Below are 21167 nucleotides of genomic sequence, written 5' to 3'. Positions count from 1 at the left end.
TTGGTGCAGAAGTTTTGGTAATCCATAGCGTTACCAGTCCAAGCTGCATTGGCAAGCAATTTCGCACTTCACATTTCAAACTTCGTACTTCTATTCTCTGCCAAATATCCGAATCTTTCGCAATTGCCCTTATTTTTGCAGGATGGCGGAGGATTTGGAACTCGAAAATTATGATGAGGATGAGGAGGTAGAACTCTTTGAGCGTTTTTCATTTATCGTTGACAAGGGCCAAGGGCTCACGCGGATCGATAAGTTTTTGACCGAAAAGGTGGCCCACGCCACGCGCAACAAGGTCCAGACGGCTATTGACGCCGGAAACGTCCTGGTCAACGGACAACCTACCAAAGCCAATTACCGAGTCAAGCCCTTCGACGAGATCAAGGTATTTATCGATCGGCCTCCACGAGATACGGAGGTCTTGCCCGAGCCAATCCCGCTGGACATAGTCTTTGAAGATGACTATCTCCTGATCATCAACAAGCCGGCCGGCATGGTAGTCCATCCTGCGCACGGCAATTGGACCGGGACCTTGGTCAATGGCTTGGTGTATTATTTCAATCAATTGCCGACTTTGCCTGGAAATACGGGAAGGCCCGGTCTCGTGCATCGTATTGATAAGGATACTTCGGGATTGTTGGTGATTGCAAAATCCGAAGCGGCGATGACGGATTTGGCCAAACAGTTTTTCCACCATCACATCGACCGAACCTATATTGCCTTGGTCTGGGGCGAACCCGAGGCAGATTCCGGTACCGTCCGTGCACACGTGGGCCGCAGTCCCAAGGACCGCAAGGTAATGGAATCCTATCCCGATGGTTCGCAGGGAAAACATGCCGTCACGCATTGGAAGGTGCTGAAGCGCCTGAGGTATGTGACACTGCTTGAGTGCAAACTCGAAACCGGCCGGACCCATCAGATTCGCGCCCATATGAAACACATCGGCCATCCACTTTTCAACGATGCCATGTACGGCGGAGATAAAATCCGCAAGGGGACGCAGTTTTCCAAGTACAAGTCATTTATAGAAAACTGTTTCCAAATCATGCCCCGGCAGGCACTCCATGCCATGTCACTTGGCTTTGTCCATCCGATTACACATGCCAAAATGTACTTTGAGGCACCCTTGCCGCAAGACTTCAAATCCCTGATAGAAAAATGGGAGAATTATGTAAAGTTCGAATCATGATCCTGTTTTTGTCCTAAGGGATGTTCGAATACCACCAAAATTGACTTGGTCCGCACTGATTTTCCTTTTGTTTCAGGTCTGGAAACTCAAAACACGTTGTTAAGTTTTCAAAATTCAAGTTTCCGCAATCGATTTTATGTGACGATTTGTTAAAAAATAATCTTTAAAATAAAAATACTGTAAATTATTGTTAAAATATTTGCAATATTTTTAAAGAATCAATTTTCCCATTAATTTTGAATCGAAATCAGTTGGTAAAAGTCGACTGAAAAGTAGGATGGAAATCCAGGTGGGCATTGCCCGGAGGTTCGAATCCTTCTCCTGCTACTGGTTATTTTGGGTTTATTGTTAATTGACTAAAGCTGTGAAATCCTGTTTCACGGCTTTTTTTATGTCCATAAGTCAGGTGGTACGTTATCGACTTTCCAATTTTCAGGCAAATTCACAAAACTTAAATTCGTTTACGGCAATCATTTCGACAAAAAATGACGAATATGTAAATTTTGAGATATTTTTTTAAAAAAATTTTAACAAATGAACCTGTTTGTTAATTTTGAGCCGTTCGATCAACAAACGGTTTTTTGAATCTACACACTGTAGGGTGTTGAAATTGGCAGACAAGCCCTCCTGTCTCGGGGGTGGGGAACCTTTTCTGGTTATGATCAGGATTGGACTGGAAAAAGCGCATGAAGAGCTCTTGTGTTGCCTAACTGCCCCGTGGAGGTTCGAATCCTTCTCCTACAGCTTTTCAACCTAAGTTGAAACCAATCGGCAAAGACCAAAGCGAGGTCTTTGCCTTTTTTTTTTAAGTGGCACAATTATTACCTTTCGTATTGATTCCATACCAATCGAAGTGGCTCGGGGTTTTTTCCCAGAATCTAAAGATGCGGGAGTAGATTGTTTTGGATTTCCTTTACGTGAAGGAATATAGTTTTTCTGAATAGTTAATCGAGTCCCTATGAGTGAAGAAGTACCAATAACTGAAACAGAAAAACCCAGGAAAAAAAGGAGGCTTTTGAAAATCCTCCTGGTGCTGGGTGGTATCCTTCTCGTCTTTCAGATACTTTTCTACTTTGGTTCGGATCTTTTGCTGCGCAATTACCTCAAGGAGAAAGTTTACCAAGCTTCGGGTAACAAATACGAAATCGACTTTGATACCTTTCGTATCCTATTTATCCAGCGGGGGATCACCTTTGTAGGACTCAAAATCAATCCCGTAGAAGGCCAATTTGATTCTTTGGCAGCCAGCCCGTACTACAGGGCTGCGGTAAAGGATGTCACGGTCAAGGGTTTGAATTATCTTTTTCGAAAAAAGGAGATCGTCGTGGGCGATATTGAGCTCGTTGGCCCTCAATTGGAATTCAAGTTTGTGCAATCGGAAAAAAAAGACAGTATTCCGGGACAATCTCCCCTTGAAGTGCTGCGGCAAGAGATAAGAAAGTCGTTATTGTCTTCTCAAATCAATGAAATCAGGATAAAGCAGATTGCGATTTCTGATGCCGACCTGTTGTTGAAGGACTTTATTTCCCAGAAGTCGATCCAGGCTGAAAATACTTTTTTCCGTCTGAAAGATATCCAGATCATGCAGGACCGAAGTCCTGCGACGCCTTTCAACGCTGAAGGATTCGAGTTTGGGTTTGACAATTTCGCCATTTTATTGGCGGATAGCGTGCACACGATCAAGGCAGCGCAGATTCGCGTATCATCCTTGGATCAGTTCATCGAAGCAAAGGACGTCCATATCCAGCCGGATTTCTCGAAGTTTTCCAGGAGCTATTTCAGCATCGATTTGGACGATATCAAGCTGGTGGATGCCGACATCAACCGGGTGTTCTATACATCGGAGGTTAAGGTTGGGGAGTTGCTGCTGCGGCGTCCCAATTTCAACATTGTCAGCCGGGAGGGACAAAAGACGGCTGCTGAGCCAAAGCAATTTGACCTCTACAGCTTGATCGATGGGATTTTGAATTCGGTCGAAATCAGGGATTTTGAGATTATTGAAGGGTCGTTTCGAAAAAGGAATCTCGCCCAAGCCCAAGGCGAATACCGAATCAAAGCGGAAAGGATTGATTTTCAAATGGCGGATTTTTACGTAGGTCCAGAAGAATCCCGCAAAGTCAACCAGTTTTTTTATGCAGAAGACGCCTCGGTTTCTCTGCGGGAATTTGAGTTGGCGCTTAGCGACAGCATCCATTGGATCAAGGGCGAATACGTCAAGCTGAGCTCTTTTGAGGACAATATCCGGATTGAGGGATTACAATTGTTCCCTGTGCAGTTTGCCGAGATGCCCCGGGCACGGAACATTCTCGACATTGAGGTCTCCGAACTCATGATCAATAATGCCAACCTGAAAAAAACCTACAACGAGTCGGTTTTGGATATGGAGGAAGTGGTTTTGGTGGAGCCCAAAATCGTATTGAAGGATTTGCAGGGGAAAAAGAAAAAACCTTCGGAAGCCAGTGTGAGCGTCGTTTTTCAGGAATATTTGAAAGGGATATATTTCAAACGGTTTGAGATCCGCGATGGCTCATTGGTGATGGACAATAGGCTCAAGATCAGGCAGGACAGCCTTTCTTTTGGGAAAGTAAACCTGTTGCTGGAGAATTTTGCACTGGATGAAAGCACCGAGGAAAGTGACAGCAGAAGTTTTTTCCTGGCAGACAACTTGCATTTGGAGTTTGAGGATTATGCCTTGAAGCTCGCCGATAACCTGCATTTTTTCAAGGCAAACAGGCTTTCACTCGATACCAAAAAACAGGAAATCATCATCGATGGCTTTTCCATCAAACCTCCGCAAAATGTCCAAACAAAGGCTGTTTTGGAGACTTATGGGAAGAATTCTGTGCTGGACATCTATGTGCCCAAGTTTGAAGCGAAAGGTGTGGACATAGTAAGTGCCTATTTTGATGGGATACTGCAGGTCAAACAAATCAATGTGCCTCGACCACAGATTTCCATCAAGAGCTTCAAACCTACAGAAACAGACTCTGCTGTCCAGGATGTGATGACCCGGCAGGAAATTGCGGATTTATTAACCAATTATTTTGATGAGGTAAGGGTGGATTCGCTGAGTCTTTTTGATGGTACTATGTCATTGGAAAGCAGCAGTACTAAAGGAACCCAGAGCTTTTCGGACAAGGACATCGATCTCGGCATCAAGAATTTTCAAGTTCAAAAGGGCGCGGAAATTTCCAACATGGGATTTCTGTTTTCGGAAGAGGTTGACCTGCAGTTGAACAGGTATATCTTTAATATCGCCGACGGAAAATATACCATGGATGCCGAGCGTATCAACTTCAACTCGGCAAATGAAGAAATCATAGCCAGAAATGTAAAGTTGAGCCCAAAACTAGACCTCAACGAGAAACTGAAAATATCGGCGACGATACCAACGATGTTGTTCAGGGGAGTGGATTTGGAAAGGTTTCTTTTTGAAAACCAATTGGGTCTACAAAAATTGGAACTGGACGATGCCCTGGTCAATATCTTGATCAACGATGATGCTGTGCCGTCAGAAGCCCCAAGGCGGAGAAGGCAGGCTGGGCCCCGTAGCTTGCCCAAGACCATCGATGTCATCCAGATCGATACAATTACAGCAAAGAAAGCCCAACTTTTTGTATCCATCAAGGAAGGTGGAGTTCAAAAGGAATTGGTCAACACAGGTATCAACTTGAATTTCTTCGATTTCTACCTTGACAGCGCTACTATCAGTAAGCGGGATTTTGTCGGTATGTTTTCGGGTGTGACGCTTGGTGCGGAGGAGTTTTGGCTTACATTGGCTGACAGTGTCCACAGAGTGACTTTCAAGAATGTCCAGTTTGATACCCGTAGGGAGGCAATCTTCCTACAGAGTTTCCGAGTGATTCCCAACAATCTTTCAGGCAAACCGGGCATTCCGGTGTTCTCGGGACATATACCCGCAGTCTTGATCAAGACAAAATCCTTGGAAGCATTGCAGCAGGGCAAAGAAATCAGTTTGCAGGAGTTGAGTTTATTCAGGCCGGATTTGGAGGTTTTTGTGGACCAGCAAAAGGCCCCACCCAAAACGAAGAAGGAAACCAGCTCCTCCTCGGGGATGTTTGAGTCCTTGAGTCTTGAGGATTTCAGGATTGTGGAAGGAAGTTTTGGTGTGTTGGACAAAAATACCGGTGCCGAACCATTGTTTTTAAATGGTCTGAATGTCTCCTTGGCGGATATCGTCATGGACCTTACGGGAAAAGAGAATTTTGATCCAAAGTCTTTGTTGAAGAATGATTTTGAGGTTTCCTGGTCCGATTACCAAATCCTTTTGAAAGACAGCCTCAACCGGATCAAGATCGGGAATATCAAGCTCAATAACCGTCAAGCTGAAATTCGGGATTTGGAGTTTTTGCCAAGAATCGGCAAGTATGACTATGCCCGTCGGATCGGTGTCCAAACGGATGTGGCCCATATTTCGGTTGGAAACATCACGTTGGAAAGGCCGGATTATGAAAAGTACCTGGCCGACAAAACCTTGGTGGCAAAATCCCTAAAATTACAGGGAATAGAGGCGGAAATGTTCAGGGACAAGCGTTTCCCCAAAAAGGAAAACGTGTTCAAACCAATGCCCCAACAGATGATGAAGGAAGCGGGATTGGCGTTGCGACTGGACACCCTGACGATTGAAGATGGTTTTGTACGTTATGAGGAGTTTCCCGATAGGGGAATGGTGCCAGGTTATCTCGAGTTCTCCAACATCAGCGCGGCTTTTTTCCCCTTCTATGTGGGCCTGGAAAGTGGTCAGGAATATCCATTGGAAGAATCCTTCCTGATTGCCAACGCCACCCTGAATGGAGAAGCCAAGTTGAACATGCAGGGACATATGTTTTACCATCAGCCCTTTCCCATGCGCATCAACGCCCAATTGGGTGAGTTTAGAGTGGGGATTTTGAACTCAATCCTGAAATCAAATGCATTTGCCAGTGCTCGGGATGGAAGGATTTTGAACGCAGATTGGTCCTTCGAAGCCAATGACGACGAGGCGATTGGGAAAATGACATTCCTGTACGAGGATCTCAACGTCCAACTATTGGATGAGCGGACATTGACCAAAGGAAAGGGTATGAAATCCATGTTGACCTTTGTGCTCAACACATTTGCGGTCCGATCCAACAACCCGCGGGGCTATCAAAGAAAGCCAATCAATGCGAGCATCTACCAAGTAAGGGACAAGGAGAAATTTATTTTCAACTATTGGTGGAAAACCACATTCAGTGGTATCAAAGGAAGCCTGGGCCTAGGTCAAGCCAAGAAACCGAGAGAGAAGAAAACTTCCGAGGCAAAACCGCCTGTGAAATAGAGTCGGGAAATTACCCACCCGCCTTTGTTGCCCTCACCATTTCCTTTTTGCCTGGGGGGCCGGGAAGGGTTTCTACCGTCAGGCCCAGCTCAGCCAAGTCGCGTTTGACTTGTCCTTTGGCACAATAGGTCACGAAAACGCCGCCCGGATTCATCGCTTCCACGACTTTTCCCAAACTTTCCTTGGTCCACAGTTCCGGCTGCTTGTTGGGTGCAAAAGCATCGAAAAATACCACATCCGCTGGATACAATACGGCATCCACCAAAGTGGTTTGGTCTTTTTTCATGTTGAAATACTCCGAAAAAATTCTCCCCTCGTTCCAGGGTGCCTCATGCAATCTTTTGAAATAGGGCGCGTAGTGATATATCGACGTATCTACTTCGACGTAATTCAACTGGCTGTAGATCTCTTTTTCCAACGGAAATGGCTCTATCGTATGGTAAAGGACCGGAACGTTGTATTGTTCGGCCCATACCAAGGTCAGCCAGGCATTCAAGCCCGTCCCAAAGCCAAGCTCGAAAATCCGGATCGGAAAGTGGTTCGAATTTTTGCTGTACCAAGCTTCCAGGCCATAAAGCATGAACACATGGATGGATTCGCGGTACGCCCCGTGAAAGGAATGATAGGTCTCATTCAGTTCCGGCACAAAAAGTGAATGGGAACCGTCCTCGGTTTGGATGATTTTGACTTCCCGTTTCATCTCATTTTGCATATATCAGGGCCACGCAATAGGCCGAAATTCCTTCCTCCCTTCCCACAAATCCCAATCTCTCGGTCGTGGTGGCCTTGATGGAAATGTTTCTTTCTTCAACGCCCATCACTTCGGACAGGCATTTCTTCATCTCGGGAATATGGGGATTGACCTTGGGGACCTGTAGGCAGATAGTCGAGTCGATATTGCCGACTTCGTAGCCTTCCTGCCGGATAAGCTGCATCACCTCGCGGAGGAGGATTTTGCTGTCGATACCTTTGTATTTGGGGTCTTTGTCGGAAAAATGATAGCCAATGTCCCGTAGATTGGCGGCGCCCAGGAGCGCATCACAAATCACGTGGATCAACACATCTGCGTCCGAATGGCCGACGGCGCCTTTTTGGTGCTGCAAGCGGATGCCTCCAAGCCAAAACTCGTACCCCGACTGCAATTGGTGTACATCGTATCCGAATCCTATTCTAAAATTGGTCATATGGGATAAATGGTCCGAGGACCTCAATTGTTTGATTTGTAATAAATAACCGAGGAGTTTTCCTCCTTGAGGATGTTCTTTGCCCAAGACATGATGCTGTCTATAGGGATGTTTTTCTTTCGCTCAAACTCCCGAATGTACAGGTCAGGATGTCCCAAGTAAGCAAAATAAGCCAAATTCATTGCCCTTCCGATCAATTGGATCTGATCGTAGGCGAGGCCGGCTTCCGCTTGGTTGTTGATTTTTTCGAGGAACTGATCCGGAAAACCGTTTTGGAGAAATGCACCGACTACCTTATCAAGCGCTTCCTCGGCCTGTTCAGCAGTTTGGCCTTTTTCCATTTTCCCTGAAAAAACCATCAAACCCGGATCGGAGGTGCCGGTGACATAATTCTCCACGGAGGAGAAGACGTGGCCTTTTTGCACCAACTGACGCTCCAGGATGGAAGATTTCCCAAAACCCATCACATCGGTGATCAAGTCGGCTTGTAGGAATCCTTCTTCAAGCTTTCCAGGCACATGATATACTTTGTAAAGCGCGTCGCTCGGGACGTCGGCGTACACGGTCTTGATTTTCTTTTTGGTTTGGCTTGGTTCGCGGGGAATGTCGGCTTTTTTGATGTTTCCCGCCGGGATCTCCCCAAACCACTTTTCTGCCAAACGCTGCACATCGGCTGTTTTCACACCGCCCGCCACGACCAAGATGGCATTGTCAGGTCGGTAATGCGTCCGGTAAAAGGCCTCCACATCCGCTTGGGTATAATCCACAATGTCTTGAATATCCCTGCCGATGGTCGGCCATTGGTACGGGTGCACATCGTAGGCCAAGCCCCTTGTTAGGTGGAGCACATTACCATAAGGCTGGTTGAGGTAGCGCTGCTTGTACTCTTCGATTACGACCTTCCGTTGGGTTTCGATGGTCTTTTCCTGCAGGGTCAATTGAAACATCCTGTCCGATTCGAGCCAAAAGGCTGTCTCCAGATTCACCGCGGGCAGGGTGATGTAGTAGTTGGTGTAGTCCGTGTTCGTAAAGGCATTGCAGGAACCGCCGACGCGCTCGAGCGCGGTGTCAAAGACGGGGACGTTTTTGCTGCTGCCAAACATCAGGTGCTCGAAGAAATGCGCCAAGCCCGTTTTTCCGCGAACCTCGTTTTTCGACCCTACTTTATAAAGAATATTGACAACGGCGATTTGGGAGCCAAGGTCCTCGTGGACGATGACGTTAAGGCCGTTGTCCAAGGTGAATTGTTGGTAGTTGATCATAGACGCTTTCCGAAAGCTATCGGCTGGATAACTATCGGGGCAAAGCTAGCAAATTAAGCGCAAAATCAATTTTCGGGGAGGCTTTCGGCTTGGTATCCGGCCGTTTTCATGGCGGAGAGGACAGCTTCCTTGGGGACATTGCCGTCGACAGTCATGATTCTGTCGGGATGGCCGAGGTCTACGGACCAAGCAGCACCGAGTTTATCCATTTCAGGTGTGATGGCAGCGACACATCCGCCGCATTTGACGTTGGTTTTGAATTGCAGTTTCATTTTTTCTTACGAGTTTAATGGAAATGGGAATTTGAATCAAAAATATTTTGGTTAAGTGATTTTATTTGAAAGACCGATTTTACCGCAACCTCAGACTATTCCCCACCACAGACACCGAACTCATCGCCATGGCGGCGCCGGCGATCATGGGATTGAGTAGAAAGCCAAAGCTGGGATACAGGACACCCGCCGCAATCGGAATGCCGATCAGATTGTAGATAAATGCCCAAAAGAGGTTTTGGCGGATGATGGAGACCGTCTTTTTGGAAAGTTCCAGCAGGGCTGGGATCTGCCGCAGGTCCGAGCGCACCAGCGTCACCCCGGCGGCATCCATCGCAATGTCCGTCCCATGTCCCATCGCAATACTCAAATCCGCCAAGGTTAGCGCCTCGGAATCGTTGATCCCGTCACCCACCATGGCGACTTTTTTGCCCTGGGTCTGCAGCGCTTGGACATAGGCCGCTTTCTGTTCGGGCAATGTACCCGCTTTGACATAAGGAATCCCGACCTGTTCAGCTACCCATTGGGCAGTTTTCGCTTGGTCCCCAGTCAGCAGGTGGACTTCGATGCCAGCAGCTTTGACTTGGGCGATCGCTTCCATTGATCCGGCTTTGATCGGGTCAGCAATCTGGATAGCAGCAATCAGTTCCTCATTTTCTGCAGCGTAAACAAGGATGGCACCTTGTTCAAGTGCATGTTCGGTCTTGGTTGAAAGCGATAGGTTGGGATTTACTTTTTCCCCCATCAGCCAGGCAAGGTTACCGACGCGGTAGGTCTTCTCGGCGATTTTTCCGCTGATGCCTTTGCCTACTCGGACGTGAAAATCTTGTACTTCGACAGGTCCAGCCTCATTTTGAAAATAGGTTTGAATTGCCTTGGCCAGCGGGTGTTCGCTTTTTTGTTCGAGGGCATGGATGATCTGGGCATGCCCGGAGTTCCAATGCGCGGTAGGGAATAACTGCGTCACACTTGGTTTGCCTTCGGTGACCGTGCCCGTCTTGTCCAGCACGAGGGTATCGATTTTCCGGCCTTTCTCCAGGCTTTCCGCGTCTTTGATCAGGATACCCATCTGGGCGCCCTTGCCCATGGCAGCCATGATGGCTGTGGGTGTCGCCAGACCCAAGGCGCAGGGACAGGCGATTACGAGCACGGTGACAAAAGCCAGCATGCCTCTCAGCCAAGCTTCCTCGGTCCCGCTTAGGCCCCAAATCAGCAAGGTGAGTACACCGATCACCAGCACCGTGGGCACAAAGACCGACGCGATCTTGTCGACCAGCTGCTGCACGGGGGCTTTGGATCCCTGTGCCTGCTTCACCCGCCGGATGATATTGGAAAGCAAGGTTTGTTGGCTGGATTTCTCTACGCGGATGGCTATGCTGCCGTTTTGGTTGAGGGTACCAGCGAAGACAGGGTCACCCTTGGCTTTGGCAAGGGGGATAGGTTCACCGCTCAGCATGCTCTCGTCTACATAGGAATTGCCCTCCAGGACGATTCCATCCAAGGGGATTCTTTGTCCCGGCCGGACAAGGATGGTATTACCTGCTTTGACTTGCTTGGTTTTTTTGATGGTTTCATTTGTCCCGTCCAGTACGCTCACCTCGTCGGGTTGGAGGCCCATGAGTTTTTTCAAAGCGGCCCCAGTGCCCACCTTGGCCTGTGATTCCAATGTTTTTCCCAGCAATATGAAAAAGAGGATCACCGCCGCTGCCTCGAAGTACACGTGGGGTTCGATGCCTTTACCAAGCAGGTACTTTGGGAAAAAGGTATTGAAGCTGCTGTACAGATACGCAATCCCTGTAGAAAGTGCCACCAATGTGTCCATATTGGCTTGGCGGACCTTGGCCAGTTTCCATGCTTGCACAAAAAACTGCCGCCCAAAAACCAGCAAAATCGGCGTCGTCAACGCCCACATGATCCAGTTGGCATAGGGCATGTGCATGGCAAACATCCCTATCAGGAACACGGGTAGGGCCAAGAGTCCTGCAAGCATGGTTTTTTTCTTGAGCGCCAAATAGGCTTGGGTTTGGATGCTTTCCAGGTCCTCCGCTTCCAAATCGGCAATCAGCAGTTCGTAGCCGGCATGCTGTACTGCCTCCTGAAGTTGCGGGAGATTGGTTTCCTTTTCATCCCATTCCACCCAAGCGGCATGGTTGGCGTAATTGACCGCCGCGGATTTCACGCCGGGATGCTTGGCCAGGGATTTTTCCACGGTAATCGCGCAAGCCGCGCAACTCATGCCGATGACGGGTATTTCCTTTTTGATCGTTGCCATGGTTTATGAAAATGTTTACCCAAAATTAGAATCCACCGCGCGGACAGGCTTACATAATTTTGGGAAAAATTAAACACCCCGCCACCGTTCCTGTAATGCCGCGAATCCTGAGAACTTTATACATTGCAAGGGAGTTAAAAAGCATTGTAATTTTGCAGAAAACCCAAGCATCAACTTTCATGGTCAAATCCAGCGTCGACCCCGCCTGTACCAGACAATTCTCAGCTTTATTTCTCGACTACCTGGGCCAAAAGCCTGAATTGGCCGCCTTTTACAACCAGTTTCCGGCGATCGGCAATTTTGGCAAGCTCATCCAGGAGCGGCGATTTGATAAAGTGCGACGTGAAAGATTGGTGCGCGTACTGCAAGAGCAATATGCGGGCATCGCTTTGGGGGAGATGAGCTCCCATCAGATTATTTCCCTGGCCGATGACAATACATTTACCGTCACCACTGGGCATCAGCTAAACTTGTTTACCGGTCCGCTGTACTTTATTTACAAAATCGTATCGACGATTAACCTGGCCAAGAAGCTGGGGGATGCCTATCCCGGGTATCATTTTGTGCCGGTGTATTGGATGGCAACCGAGGACCATGATTTCGAGGAAATCAACTACTTCAAGTTGGATGGAAAAAAGTACCAATGGAAAAGCGACCAGAAAGGTCCGGTGGGCGACTTTGTATGGGATGGGGGTTTTAAGGAATTCCTGAAAGAAGTTTCGGCCTTTGCCCCGGAGTTTTTCCTGCAAGCCTACCAAAGTTCCCGGAATTTGTCTGAGGCAGTCAGGAAGTACGTACACCATCTGTTTGGGGAAAAGGGCTTGTTGGTCGTGGACGGTAACCATCCCGAACTGAAAAAGGCACTGATTCCTATCCTAAAAGCCGATTTGCTGACCCATGATCCGTACACCTTGGCGACGGCGCAAACCCAACGATTGGATGAGTTGGGCTACAAGAGCCAGATTTACCCCCGGGAGATCAACCTTTTTTACATGCAAAAAGGCCTGCGCGAACGAATAGAAAAAGTGGGCGATATATATAAGGTGTTGAATACCGATATACAATTCACCCAGGAGGGGATTATCGAGCAGCTCGAAAGTCATCCAGAGCGCTTCAGTCCCAATGTGGTGCTGCGTCCGGTCTACCAGGAATTGATCCTGCCCAACTTGGCCTATTTGGGCGGGCCGGCCGAGGTTGCCTATTGGCTGCAGCTTAAATCTATGTTTGACCATTTCGAGGTGCCTTTCCCTGCCCTGTTGCCAAGGAACTTTGCTGTAATTCTGGATCAATCGGTCGACAAGAAGATCGCCCAACTCGGGCTTCAGGACACGGATCTCTTTGAATCGGTATTGGATTGGAAAAGGAAGTTTGTGGAGCATCAAGCCTCCGTGGACTTTCAAATGGAAACGGAGAAAGCCCAATTGTCGGCCCTGTTCCAAAAAAAGGGTGCCGAAGCTGCGGCCTTGCAGAAAAGCCTGCAAAATGCCTTCGAAGCCGGGAAAGTCAGGGCCTTGAAAATCCTCGAACAACTGTCCGATAAGGTCAGGAAAGCAGAGGAAAAGCGCTTGGAAATCCAGATCAAGAGGAGAACAGATATCCAGTCCTTTTTGTATCCTGGCGGCAGTCCGCAGGAGCGGACCGAAAACATGATGCGGTTTTTCTTGGCCAAGCCCAAACTGTTGGACGAGTTGTTGGAGATGTTTGATCCCTTGGATTTTTCCTACATGATTCTCCGAACCGATGCTCAGCAAAGCGCAAATTAGGGAGGACCACAAGGCGCTGCGCCAATCGCTTTCTGCCTTGCAACGGGCGGCGCTTTCTGCTAAGATTCGCGCACGGATATTGGAGTGGTTGACTGTAAGACCTGAAATAGACCATGTGCACCTATTCCTGCCCATCGAAAGGCTGGAGGAGGTAGATACCTTTCCGCTGTTTCAGGAATTACAACAAAAAGGCTACACCTTATATACATCTACGCTTGATAAAAATGGGCAAGGGCTTTTGACCTTGGATATTACCGCGGTCCGCCAATTTAAACCCGATAGCTGGGGAATCCCCCAACCCATTGCCGCAATCCAAACCAGTCCTGACCAGATCCAATTGGTTTTGGTACCGCTCTTGGCATACGACCGGGTAGGACATCGCTTGGGCTATGGCAAGGGATACTACGATGGATTCTTGGGGAGCCTTTCCCAGCCAGTGTATAAAGTGGGTTTGAGTTTTTTTGACCCGATTCCCGAGATACCCGCTGAGGACCACGACGTGCGTTTGGATTTTTGTATCAGCCCGTCCAAAATCCATGAATTCCATTCATAATTGACCTGTCCTGAGGCCTATTTGCTTGACCGATAGATTGCCTGAGGGGAACAACACTTGCAAAAGACCCATAGATTGGTAGTTTTGCCCCGTAAATATCCATTCAGTATGAAAAGCATTTTCGGAAAATCTATCTCACTCGCTGCCCTTTTTTTCCTTTTTCTGATTCCCAACGAATCATTTGCCCAATACAATACCGGAATTGGTTTGAGATTGGGAACAGGAAATGGTTTCACCGTCAAACATTTTGTGACCCAGCAAGGCGCCGTGGAAGCGCTCATTTATTCCAGATGGAGCGGGCTGATTGTTTCCGGGCTATATGAAGTGCATTTCGATATCTCTGAGGTAAGGGGGTTGCAGTGGTTTGTGGGTGGAGGGGCGCACTTTGGTACTTGGAATGCCGGTAACCACAACCTGCCCCGTGTCCCAAAGAGGGAAGGTATGCAGACTTTTGGCCTCGATGGGATTATCGGCTTGGATTACAAAATCTACAATGCCCCGGTCAATTTGTCCTTTGACTGGAAGCCGGCCGTGAATTTCAACGAGTCTGCGGGGTTTTGGTGGGATGAATTGGCACTTTCGGTGAGATTCGCGTTTTAGATTCCTCATTCCTGTTTTGTTTTTTGGCATTTGCCATATTTTTGATCAAAGTACAGCCGCTGACAAGCGGCTTTTTCATTATATCAGGGGAAAAAGACGAAAATCCCAAGCAGAAAGAAGTGAGGACAGGCGAAATCCCATGTTCCAAACAAAATTTGGCATGTGTTGCCTCTATCGTGACACGGATTATTGGGTTTTGTATAGAATCGGGATACCTGTTTTTTTAACTTTCTATCTTTTTTCGAAGAAAATCTGAAAAAATGAACCCGTATTCCAGACTTTGATCAAAAATGGGAAAGAAAAAGACTTGATTTTCTACCCAAATCAAGAGTTGGAAAATATTTTTCACTATCGGGAAAATTTAGAATCGCCTTGAGACCACACCATTTGTAAAATATGCATAATATGTAATCAAAAACGTGATAATTTATCAAAAACGAAAAAAAAGATTCGTTCAATTGATGTTTAGCTAAAAAAACTAAAAAAAAATCACCTTTTGTATTTTTTGACCTTTTGTCAAAAATCAAAATAATATTCTGTTTTATATTCCTGTATGCGCTTTTTTAGATACTGAACCCTGCAAATGGATTTCAATTCCAAATATTCGGCTTTTATCACCATTAAAAAGCGATAAAAACCGCCGGTTTAACTATACCAACACAAATTTGAAATTTGGAATATTTCATATATTCATGGATGTTAAAAATGGTTAAAATGTGAATAAAGGAAGAAAAAATTATTTAATACCTATATTTTTTTAATAAAATCCATCATTTTGAAATATGCGGGAAATAAATTTTCTTTACACATCAACTAAACTAAAATACCTTATGAGAAAAGCTTTACTCTTTGTGATTGCGCTTTTCACCATGGCACTGAGTTTCGAGGTGTCGGCGCAACAACGGGTAGTTACCGGAAAGGTAATTTCCGATGAAGACGGTCAAGGCCTTCCCGGCGCGACCGTTCTCGTGAAGGGTACAACAGTGGGTACTACCACCGATTTGGATGGTAATTACTCCATTAATGTACCGGCAGGATCGGATGTCCTGATCTTCTCTTTCGTTGGTTTGAAAACCATCGAAGAGTCGATTGGCAATCGGTCTGTAGTTAACATTACACTCACTACTGACGCTTCCCAACTCTCCGAGGTGGTGGTAACGGCGATCGGTATTGAGAAGGAAAAGAAAGCTCTTGGCTATGCAGTCTCGACTGTGGGTGATGAGCAAATCCAAAACAGACCGGAGGCTGACGTTTCCAGGGTCTTGCAAGGAAAAGTAGCTGGTGTGAACATCACTGCTACAAACGGTATGTCCGGTTCAGGTACCAACATCATCATCAGGGGCTATTCCTCAGCTACAGGATCTAACCAGCCTTTGTTCGTGGTGGATGGGGTTCCATTCAGCTCTGCTACAAATGCGCAGACTAGCTTCGCATCAGGTGGTGCTACTACATCTTCCCGTTTCTTGGATATCGATCCCAACAACATTGAAAACGTTTCTGTGTTGAAGGGTCTTTCTGCGACGGTGTTGTATGGTGACCAAGGTAGAAATGGTGTAATCTTGATCACGACCAAGTCTGGGTCTAGAAAAAGGAAGCAAGGTGAAATTACTATCAACCAATCTTTGTTCTCCAACTCGGCAGCTTCCCTTCCAACCTACGGTCAAATCTACGGTAACGGTTTCCAGCAGCAGCCAGGTCTCTTCTTCTCCAACTTCGGACCAAGAATGGACTTGGGATTGCAAATCAACCACCCAATTGCATCCTCTAACTTGGCGAGCATCCGGAATGCGTTCCCGGAATTCTTCAACCAAGATGGAACGCCTATCAAGTATGACTACAAGGCTTATCCAGATCCATCTGAGGTGTTTTTCCAAACAGGTCTGGTTTCCAATACCTCTGCCCAAATCTCTGGTAGTTCTGACAGGACGAGTTACAATGCTTCCTTCGGATACACGAGCGATGAAGGCTTCATCCCAGGCAACCTCTTGAAAAAGTACAACTTCGGTTTGGGTATCAACTCTGCTGTAACTGATAAGTTGACCGTGGCCTCCTCCTTCACTTTTGCAAGGACGGACTTGAAATCACCACCAGTCAACGCAGCCTTCGGTTCAGGTCCAAACGGTGGTGTTCCTTCTGCATTTGCCAACACCTTGTACGCGCCAAGATCTATCGACTTGAGCATGCCTTTCGAAAACCCGGTTGACAAGAGTAACGTCTACTTCAGGGCAGGTAACGACCAAGTTAACCCATTTTGGTTGGTGAAAAACTACAAGAATACCTCTCTGGTGAATAGGTTCTTCAACTCTACCTCTTTGAACTATGACTTCAATGACAACTTCTCCGTAACCTACCGTCTTGGTTTGGATACTTACACTGAGGTTCAAGAAGCGAAGTACAACAAAGGTGGGGGTACCGGTGTAACCTTGGACGTGAGGCAAGGATACTACAGGACTATCAATATCCAAAACACCATTTGGAATCAGGATTTGATCTTGAACTGGAGAAAGACCTTGTCTGAGAAAATTGGAATGAGTGCGTTGTTGGGTGGAAATACCCGCTATGATAACTACAACCAAAACGGTATCTCTTCCACAGGACAATTGGCATTCGATCTTTTCCGTCACACCAACTTCCTAACTTCTGCTTCCATCGACCCGCTTGGTGCTGGCAGAATGGACTACTTGGTTGAGGAGCAACGTTATGGTATCTATGCCAACGTGACATTCGATTACAGCAACTACCTGTTCTTGAACGTTTCCGCTAGAAATGACTGGACTTCAACGGTAGAGCAGCCTAACAGAAGAATCCTGTATCCAGGTGCTTCAGTTTCGTTTATTCCTACTGACGCATTCGGTTGGAAATCTGCAACCTTGAATGACTTGAAATTGCGTTTGGGTTACGGTACATCAGCTGGTTTCCCTCCTCCATACAGAACCAGAAATATCTTGGGTCAATCTGCAAGGGCGTTTGAAAGAGGTGGAACTGTATTCCAATCCCAAACCGTATCCAACCAATTGGGTAACCCGAATTTGAAGCCTGAGTTGCATGAAGAAGTGGAATTTGGTGTAGAAGCAGCGATGTTCAACAACAAAGTAAGGTTTGACATCTCTCTGTATCAGAAGAATACCAGAGACTTGATCACTCAAGCTCCGATTGACCCTGCAACCGGATTTACTTCTACTTTCCTTAACATCGGTAGAATCAGAAACAGAGGTATCGAATTCCAAGGTACTGCTACTCCAATCACTACGCCTTCCGGATTTAGCTGGGAGACTATTGTGAACTTCACAGCTTACAGAACCATCGTGATGGAATTGGGTGAAGGTTTGGAAGAAGTTGTGGTAGCTGGATTTACCGATTTGGGTAACTTCGCAATCCCTGGACAGCCTTTTAACATTATCAAAGGATCCGTATTTGCCAGAGACGAGCAGTCTGGTCAGCCGATTGTAGATGCTGTCGGTACCTATCTGACTGCGCCTGAAATTGGTATCCTTGGTGACCCTAACCCTAAGTGGACTGGTTCTTGGATCAACACTTTGAGGTACAAAGGCGTATTCTTGAACTTCATGCTTGAATACAGAAGAGGTGGTGTCATCTTCTCTAATACGGTTACAGCTACCTTAGCAAGGGGTGTGACCAAAGACCCTGTGGTTGACAGAGAATTCTCTTTCATCCTTCCAGGTGTAAAGAGAGACGGTACTCCAAACGATATCCAAATCACTGCTTCCAACTACTTCTTTGATGGATACCACGTAGGCGCTGACGAAGCAAACATCTTCGACGGTTCCGCTGCTAGATTGCGTGAATTGTCTTTGGGCTATGAATTGCCTGCCTCTATCCTTTCCAAAACGCCATTCAGAAGAGCTTCTGTTGCATTGAGTGGTACAAACTTGTGGTTTAGAGCGCTCAACTTCCCTCCAAACATGAACTATGACGTAGACGTGTTGGGTGTAGGTGTTGGCAACGGTTTGGGCTTTGATTTCGTGACTGGTCCAAGTTCCAGAAGATTCGGTGGAACAATCACCTTAGGTTTCTAATCCTAAACAAGACAGACAATGAAAAGAAAATTATATAGTTTATTGCTGGCGGGCGGGTTGCTTTTCGCAAGTGCCTGTAACAATTTGGATGATTTCTTGGATAGCCCCAACGAAGTTACCGCCAATACTGCTGACCCTTCATGGGTACTGAACAACGTCCAAACTGCATTTGCTGGTCAGTTCAACACTTTGAGTCAATTTGGCATGCAGATCACAAGGATTGTTTCCCAACCAAACGTGAACTGGGCCAATGCATATTTTGCCCCCACAATGAATGGTACATGGAATACATCCTATGCTACCATCATGGCAGATATCAAGTTTTTGGAAGAGTTGAATGAGACAAACCCAATTCCAAGGCATTTGGCCTATGCCAATGTGATCAAGGCTTTGGTTTTGATGAACTTGGTGGATTACTTGGGTGATGTTCCTTTGTCAGAAGCTTTGGACCCTACTAACTTCAATCCAAAGGTTGACAGCGGTGAGGACGTATACAAGGCCGCTTTTGATGCCTTGACCGAGGCTAAGGCGCTGTTAGCGACCACCACCACGAACATTCCTACGGATTTGTACTATGGTAACAATGTGACAAGATGGGGGAAATTGATCGCCACTTTGGAACTGAAGTATCACCTCAACCTCAAGTTGAAAAATGCTTCTGCCAGCACTGCTGCCATCAATGCTTTGATTGGAAGCGGAAACTTGCTTGCAGAAGGCGATGACTTCGTTTTCAGATACGGTACCAGCCAAACTAACCCTGATTCCCGTTCACCTAGATTCAGCCAATATGGTGGCGGTGGAGGTGACTACCAATCTACCTGGTACATGTTCCATTTGACTGAGGCCAAAGGTTTCGATGATCCGCGCGTAAGGTACTACCTCTATCGTCAGGTGAAAACCAATCCAACAGACGCAGATAAACTAAGGTGTCTGGGTGAAATTGCTCCAGGACATTATTTGGCGGGTGGATTTCCTTTCTGTTTGCCAAACATGTCGCCAACAGGCAGAGGCTATTGGGGTAGGGATCACTTGAACAACGAAGGTATTCCACCAGATGGATTTGAAAGGACTATGTACGGATTGTATCCGGGTGGTGGTAGATTCGATGATGACTCTGCTGCTCCTGTCAACTCTCCAACCATGGGTGCTGGTGGTGCTGGCTTGCAGCCAATCATGCTTGCGGCTTATGTTGACTTCATGCTCGCTGAAGCTGCCTTGACTTTGGGTACAACTGGAGATCCAAAAGCACTGCTTCAAAGTGGTATCAGGAAGCATATGAACTTTGTCAGAAGTTATGCTTTGGGAAGCTCTCAGGCCTCAGTGGCAAGAGGATTCTTCTCTGACGCACGTTGGACTGAACTCGTTAACGCCTACATTGAGCATGTAAGCGAGGAGTATGATGATGCCGCTACAAACAGAAAACTGAATGTTGTTGCAAGAGAGTACTGGCTTTCTTTGTTCGGTAATGGTGTCGAGGCATATAACCTGTACAGAAGAACAGGACAGCCTGATGGCATGCAGCCTGGTTTGGCTTCTGACGTAGGTTTGTTCCCTCGGTCCTTCTTGTATCCTAACGACTTTGTTGTTACCAACAAGTTTGCGCAACAAAAGGCCAATTTGGGTCAAAGAGTATTCTGGGATACCAATCCTGAAGGTAACGGCTGGGTTTATTAATCATCTAAAAAAGCTGAACTATGAAATTTATTAAATATAGTCTTGGAATGTTGGTAACCATGCTGGTGTTTATCACCTCATGTACCGACTTCGTGGAGCCGAGAATTCCATATAGTACTTTTGATACAGGTACTTATCTGAGGACAACAGCAAGGACAAGTACCAGTTTTAACTTCTTTGACCTGGCAAATTCAAAATTTGACATTACTGTTGAAGCTGTCGATGCCGAGAATGGTGCCACAGTGGATAATGTTGAAGTTAGGGTAAGGAGGAGGAGGTTGATACCGGGTGTAGGATTGCAGTTTGTTCCCGCGGCTGGTCCCGGAGGTGCTGTGAATGATGTTCTTCTGGAAACAATCCCTGGATCCGCGTTCACGCAGACTCCTGATTCGAAATTTCTACGTACACAGATTGTCGTGACTGCCCCAGAGGCATTGAGCGCCCTCGGAATCACAGCAGCCCAGGTAAATGGAGGTGATGTGTTTGAGATTCGCCTTAAGTTGACAGACAAGAAAGGCCGCGTATTCAATGATGTGAATGCGAGTGCTGATATCAAGGGTGGTTTGTTTTACGCATCCCCTTTCTTGTATAACGTAGGAGTAGTTTGTCCAAGTGATTTGGGTGGCACTTATGATTTCGTACAGGTGGACCAAACTTCCCCCTATGGAACTTGCCCTGGAAATACTTTTTCTGGTAAAATCACTTGGACACCTATCGCTGGAACGACTTCTTATGCAATTTCGGACGTCTCTTATGGCATGTTAGGATGTCAAGGTACGCCGGCAGCTGGCGCAGGAGTAAGAATCAATGATGCTTGCGGTTTACTTTCCTATTCTGGAGCCGATGGATTCGGTGGAGTTTATACCTTCAATTTCGTTAGCAATAACGGAACAGATTTGGTATTCACTTGGAGTAACCAATTTGGAGAAAGCGGTAGAGTGACTATTAAATCTAACCCCGGTAAGCCGTGGCCTGCTGGCTTGAGGTAATACCTCTAGTATGAAGATTAGAAAAACAGCGTCGAAAGGCGCTGTTTTTTTTTAT

Annotated in this window: 13 protein-coding genes; 8 read left to right on the top strand and 5 right to left on the bottom strand. The window is 46.7% G+C overall.

The features are described 5' to 3' along the window. Positions 1 to 142: 142 nt before the first annotated feature. Both C943_RS10910 and C943_RS10905 read left to right on the top strand, forming a co-directional pair. Positions 143 to 1186: an RluA family pseudouridine synthase gene (locus tag C943_RS10910; RefSeq protein ID WP_008627609.1), complete on the top strand. Its 1044-nt coding sequence runs from the start codon at positions 143 to 145 to the stop codon at positions 1184 to 1186. A 958-nt stretch (positions 1187 to 2144) separates the two neighbouring features. Next, positions 2145 to 6506 (top strand): hypothetical protein, encoded by a 4362-nt coding sequence (locus C943_RS10905; protein ID WP_040480126.1) that lies wholly within the window; start codon positions 2145 to 2147, stop codon positions 6504 to 6506. A 10-nt stretch (positions 6507 to 6516) separates the two neighbouring features. Here the strand turns inward: C943_RS10905 and mnmC2 are convergent, their stop codons facing one another. The 5 genes from mnmC2 to C943_RS10880 all read right to left on the bottom strand — a co-directional run bounded on the left by mnmC2 (position 6517) and on the right by C943_RS10880 (position 11496). Beyond that, positions 6517 to 7206 (bottom strand): tRNA (5-methylaminomethyl-2-thiouridine)(34)-methyltransferase MnmC2, encoded by a 690-nt coding sequence (mnmC2, locus tag C943_RS10900; protein ID WP_008627604.1) that lies wholly within the window; start codon positions 7204 to 7206, stop codon positions 6517 to 6519. Between the two features lies 1 nt (position 7207). Continuing rightward, complete coding sequence (gene ispF / locus C943_RS10895; protein ID WP_008627601.1) at positions 7208 to 7690, bottom strand: 2-C-methyl-D-erythritol 2,4-cyclodiphosphate synthase; 483 nt, start codon at positions 7688 to 7690, stop codon at positions 7208 to 7210. Positions 7691 to 7713: 23 nt separating this feature from the next. Next, the gene (locus C943_RS10890; RefSeq protein ID WP_008627600.1) at positions 7714 to 8952 is read right to left on the bottom strand and encodes a M16 family metallopeptidase; all 1239 of its coding nucleotides are present in this window, start codon (positions 8950 to 8952) and stop codon (positions 7714 to 7716) included. A gap of 65 nt (positions 8953 to 9017) precedes the next feature. Then, positions 9018 to 9224 (bottom strand): heavy-metal-associated domain-containing protein, encoded by a 207-nt coding sequence (locus tag C943_RS10885; protein WP_008627597.1) that lies wholly within the window; start codon positions 9222 to 9224, stop codon positions 9018 to 9020. A 79-nt stretch (positions 9225 to 9303) separates the two neighbouring features. Then, positions 9304 to 11496, bottom strand: coding sequence for a heavy metal translocating P-type ATPase (locus C943_RS10880; RefSeq protein ID WP_008627595.1), 2193 nt, complete (start codon positions 11494 to 11496; stop codon positions 9304 to 9306). Positions 11497 to 11675: 179 nt separating this feature from the next. Between C943_RS10880 and bshC the strand changes: the two genes are divergently transcribed. The 6 genes from bshC (at position 11676) to C943_RS10845 (ending at position 21112) form a co-directional block, all read left to right on the top strand. Continuing rightward, a complete protein-coding gene (bshC, locus tag C943_RS10875; RefSeq protein ID WP_040480123.1) occupies positions 11676 to 13259 on the top strand; it encodes a bacillithiol biosynthesis cysteine-adding enzyme BshC in 1584 nt (527 codons plus the stop codon). Further along, a complete protein-coding gene (locus C943_RS10870) occupies positions 13237 to 13812 on the top strand; it encodes a 5-formyltetrahydrofolate cyclo-ligase (protein WP_008627591.1) in 576 nt (191 codons plus the stop codon). Before bshC ends, C943_RS10870 begins: the two co-directional genes overlap by 23 nt. Positions 13813 to 13920: 108 nt before the next feature. Then, positions 13921 to 14412, top strand: a complete 492-nt coding sequence (locus tag C943_RS10865) for a hypothetical protein (protein ID WP_008627589.1) — start codon at positions 13921 to 13923, stop codon at positions 14410 to 14412. 830 nt (positions 14413 to 15242) lie between these two features. Then, positions 15243 to 18449 carry a SusC/RagA family TonB-linked outer membrane protein gene (locus C943_RS10855; RefSeq protein WP_008627575.1) on the top strand — a complete coding sequence of 1069 codons (3207 nt, stop codon included), beginning with the start codon at positions 15243 to 15245 and terminating at the stop codon, positions 18447 to 18449. A gap of 18 nt (positions 18450 to 18467) precedes the next feature. After that, positions 18468 to 20123 (top strand): SusD/RagB family nutrient-binding outer membrane lipoprotein, encoded by a 1656-nt coding sequence (locus C943_RS10850; protein WP_008627573.1) that lies wholly within the window; start codon positions 18468 to 18470, stop codon positions 20121 to 20123. Between the two features lie 20 nt (positions 20124 to 20143). Then, positions 20144 to 21112, top strand: coding sequence for a hypothetical protein (locus tag C943_RS10845; protein ID WP_008627571.1), 969 nt, complete (start codon positions 20144 to 20146; stop codon positions 21110 to 21112). Positions 21113 to 21167 lie beyond the last annotated feature (55 nt).

This window comes from Mariniradius saccharolyticus AK6, from assembly GCF_000330725.2.
GTDB lineage: Bacteria > Bacteroidota > Bacteroidia > Cytophagales > Cyclobacteriaceae > Mariniradius > Mariniradius saccharolyticus.
Note: the sequence above shows the minus strand (reverse complement) of the source record. Positions and strands in the feature narration are given on the sequence as shown.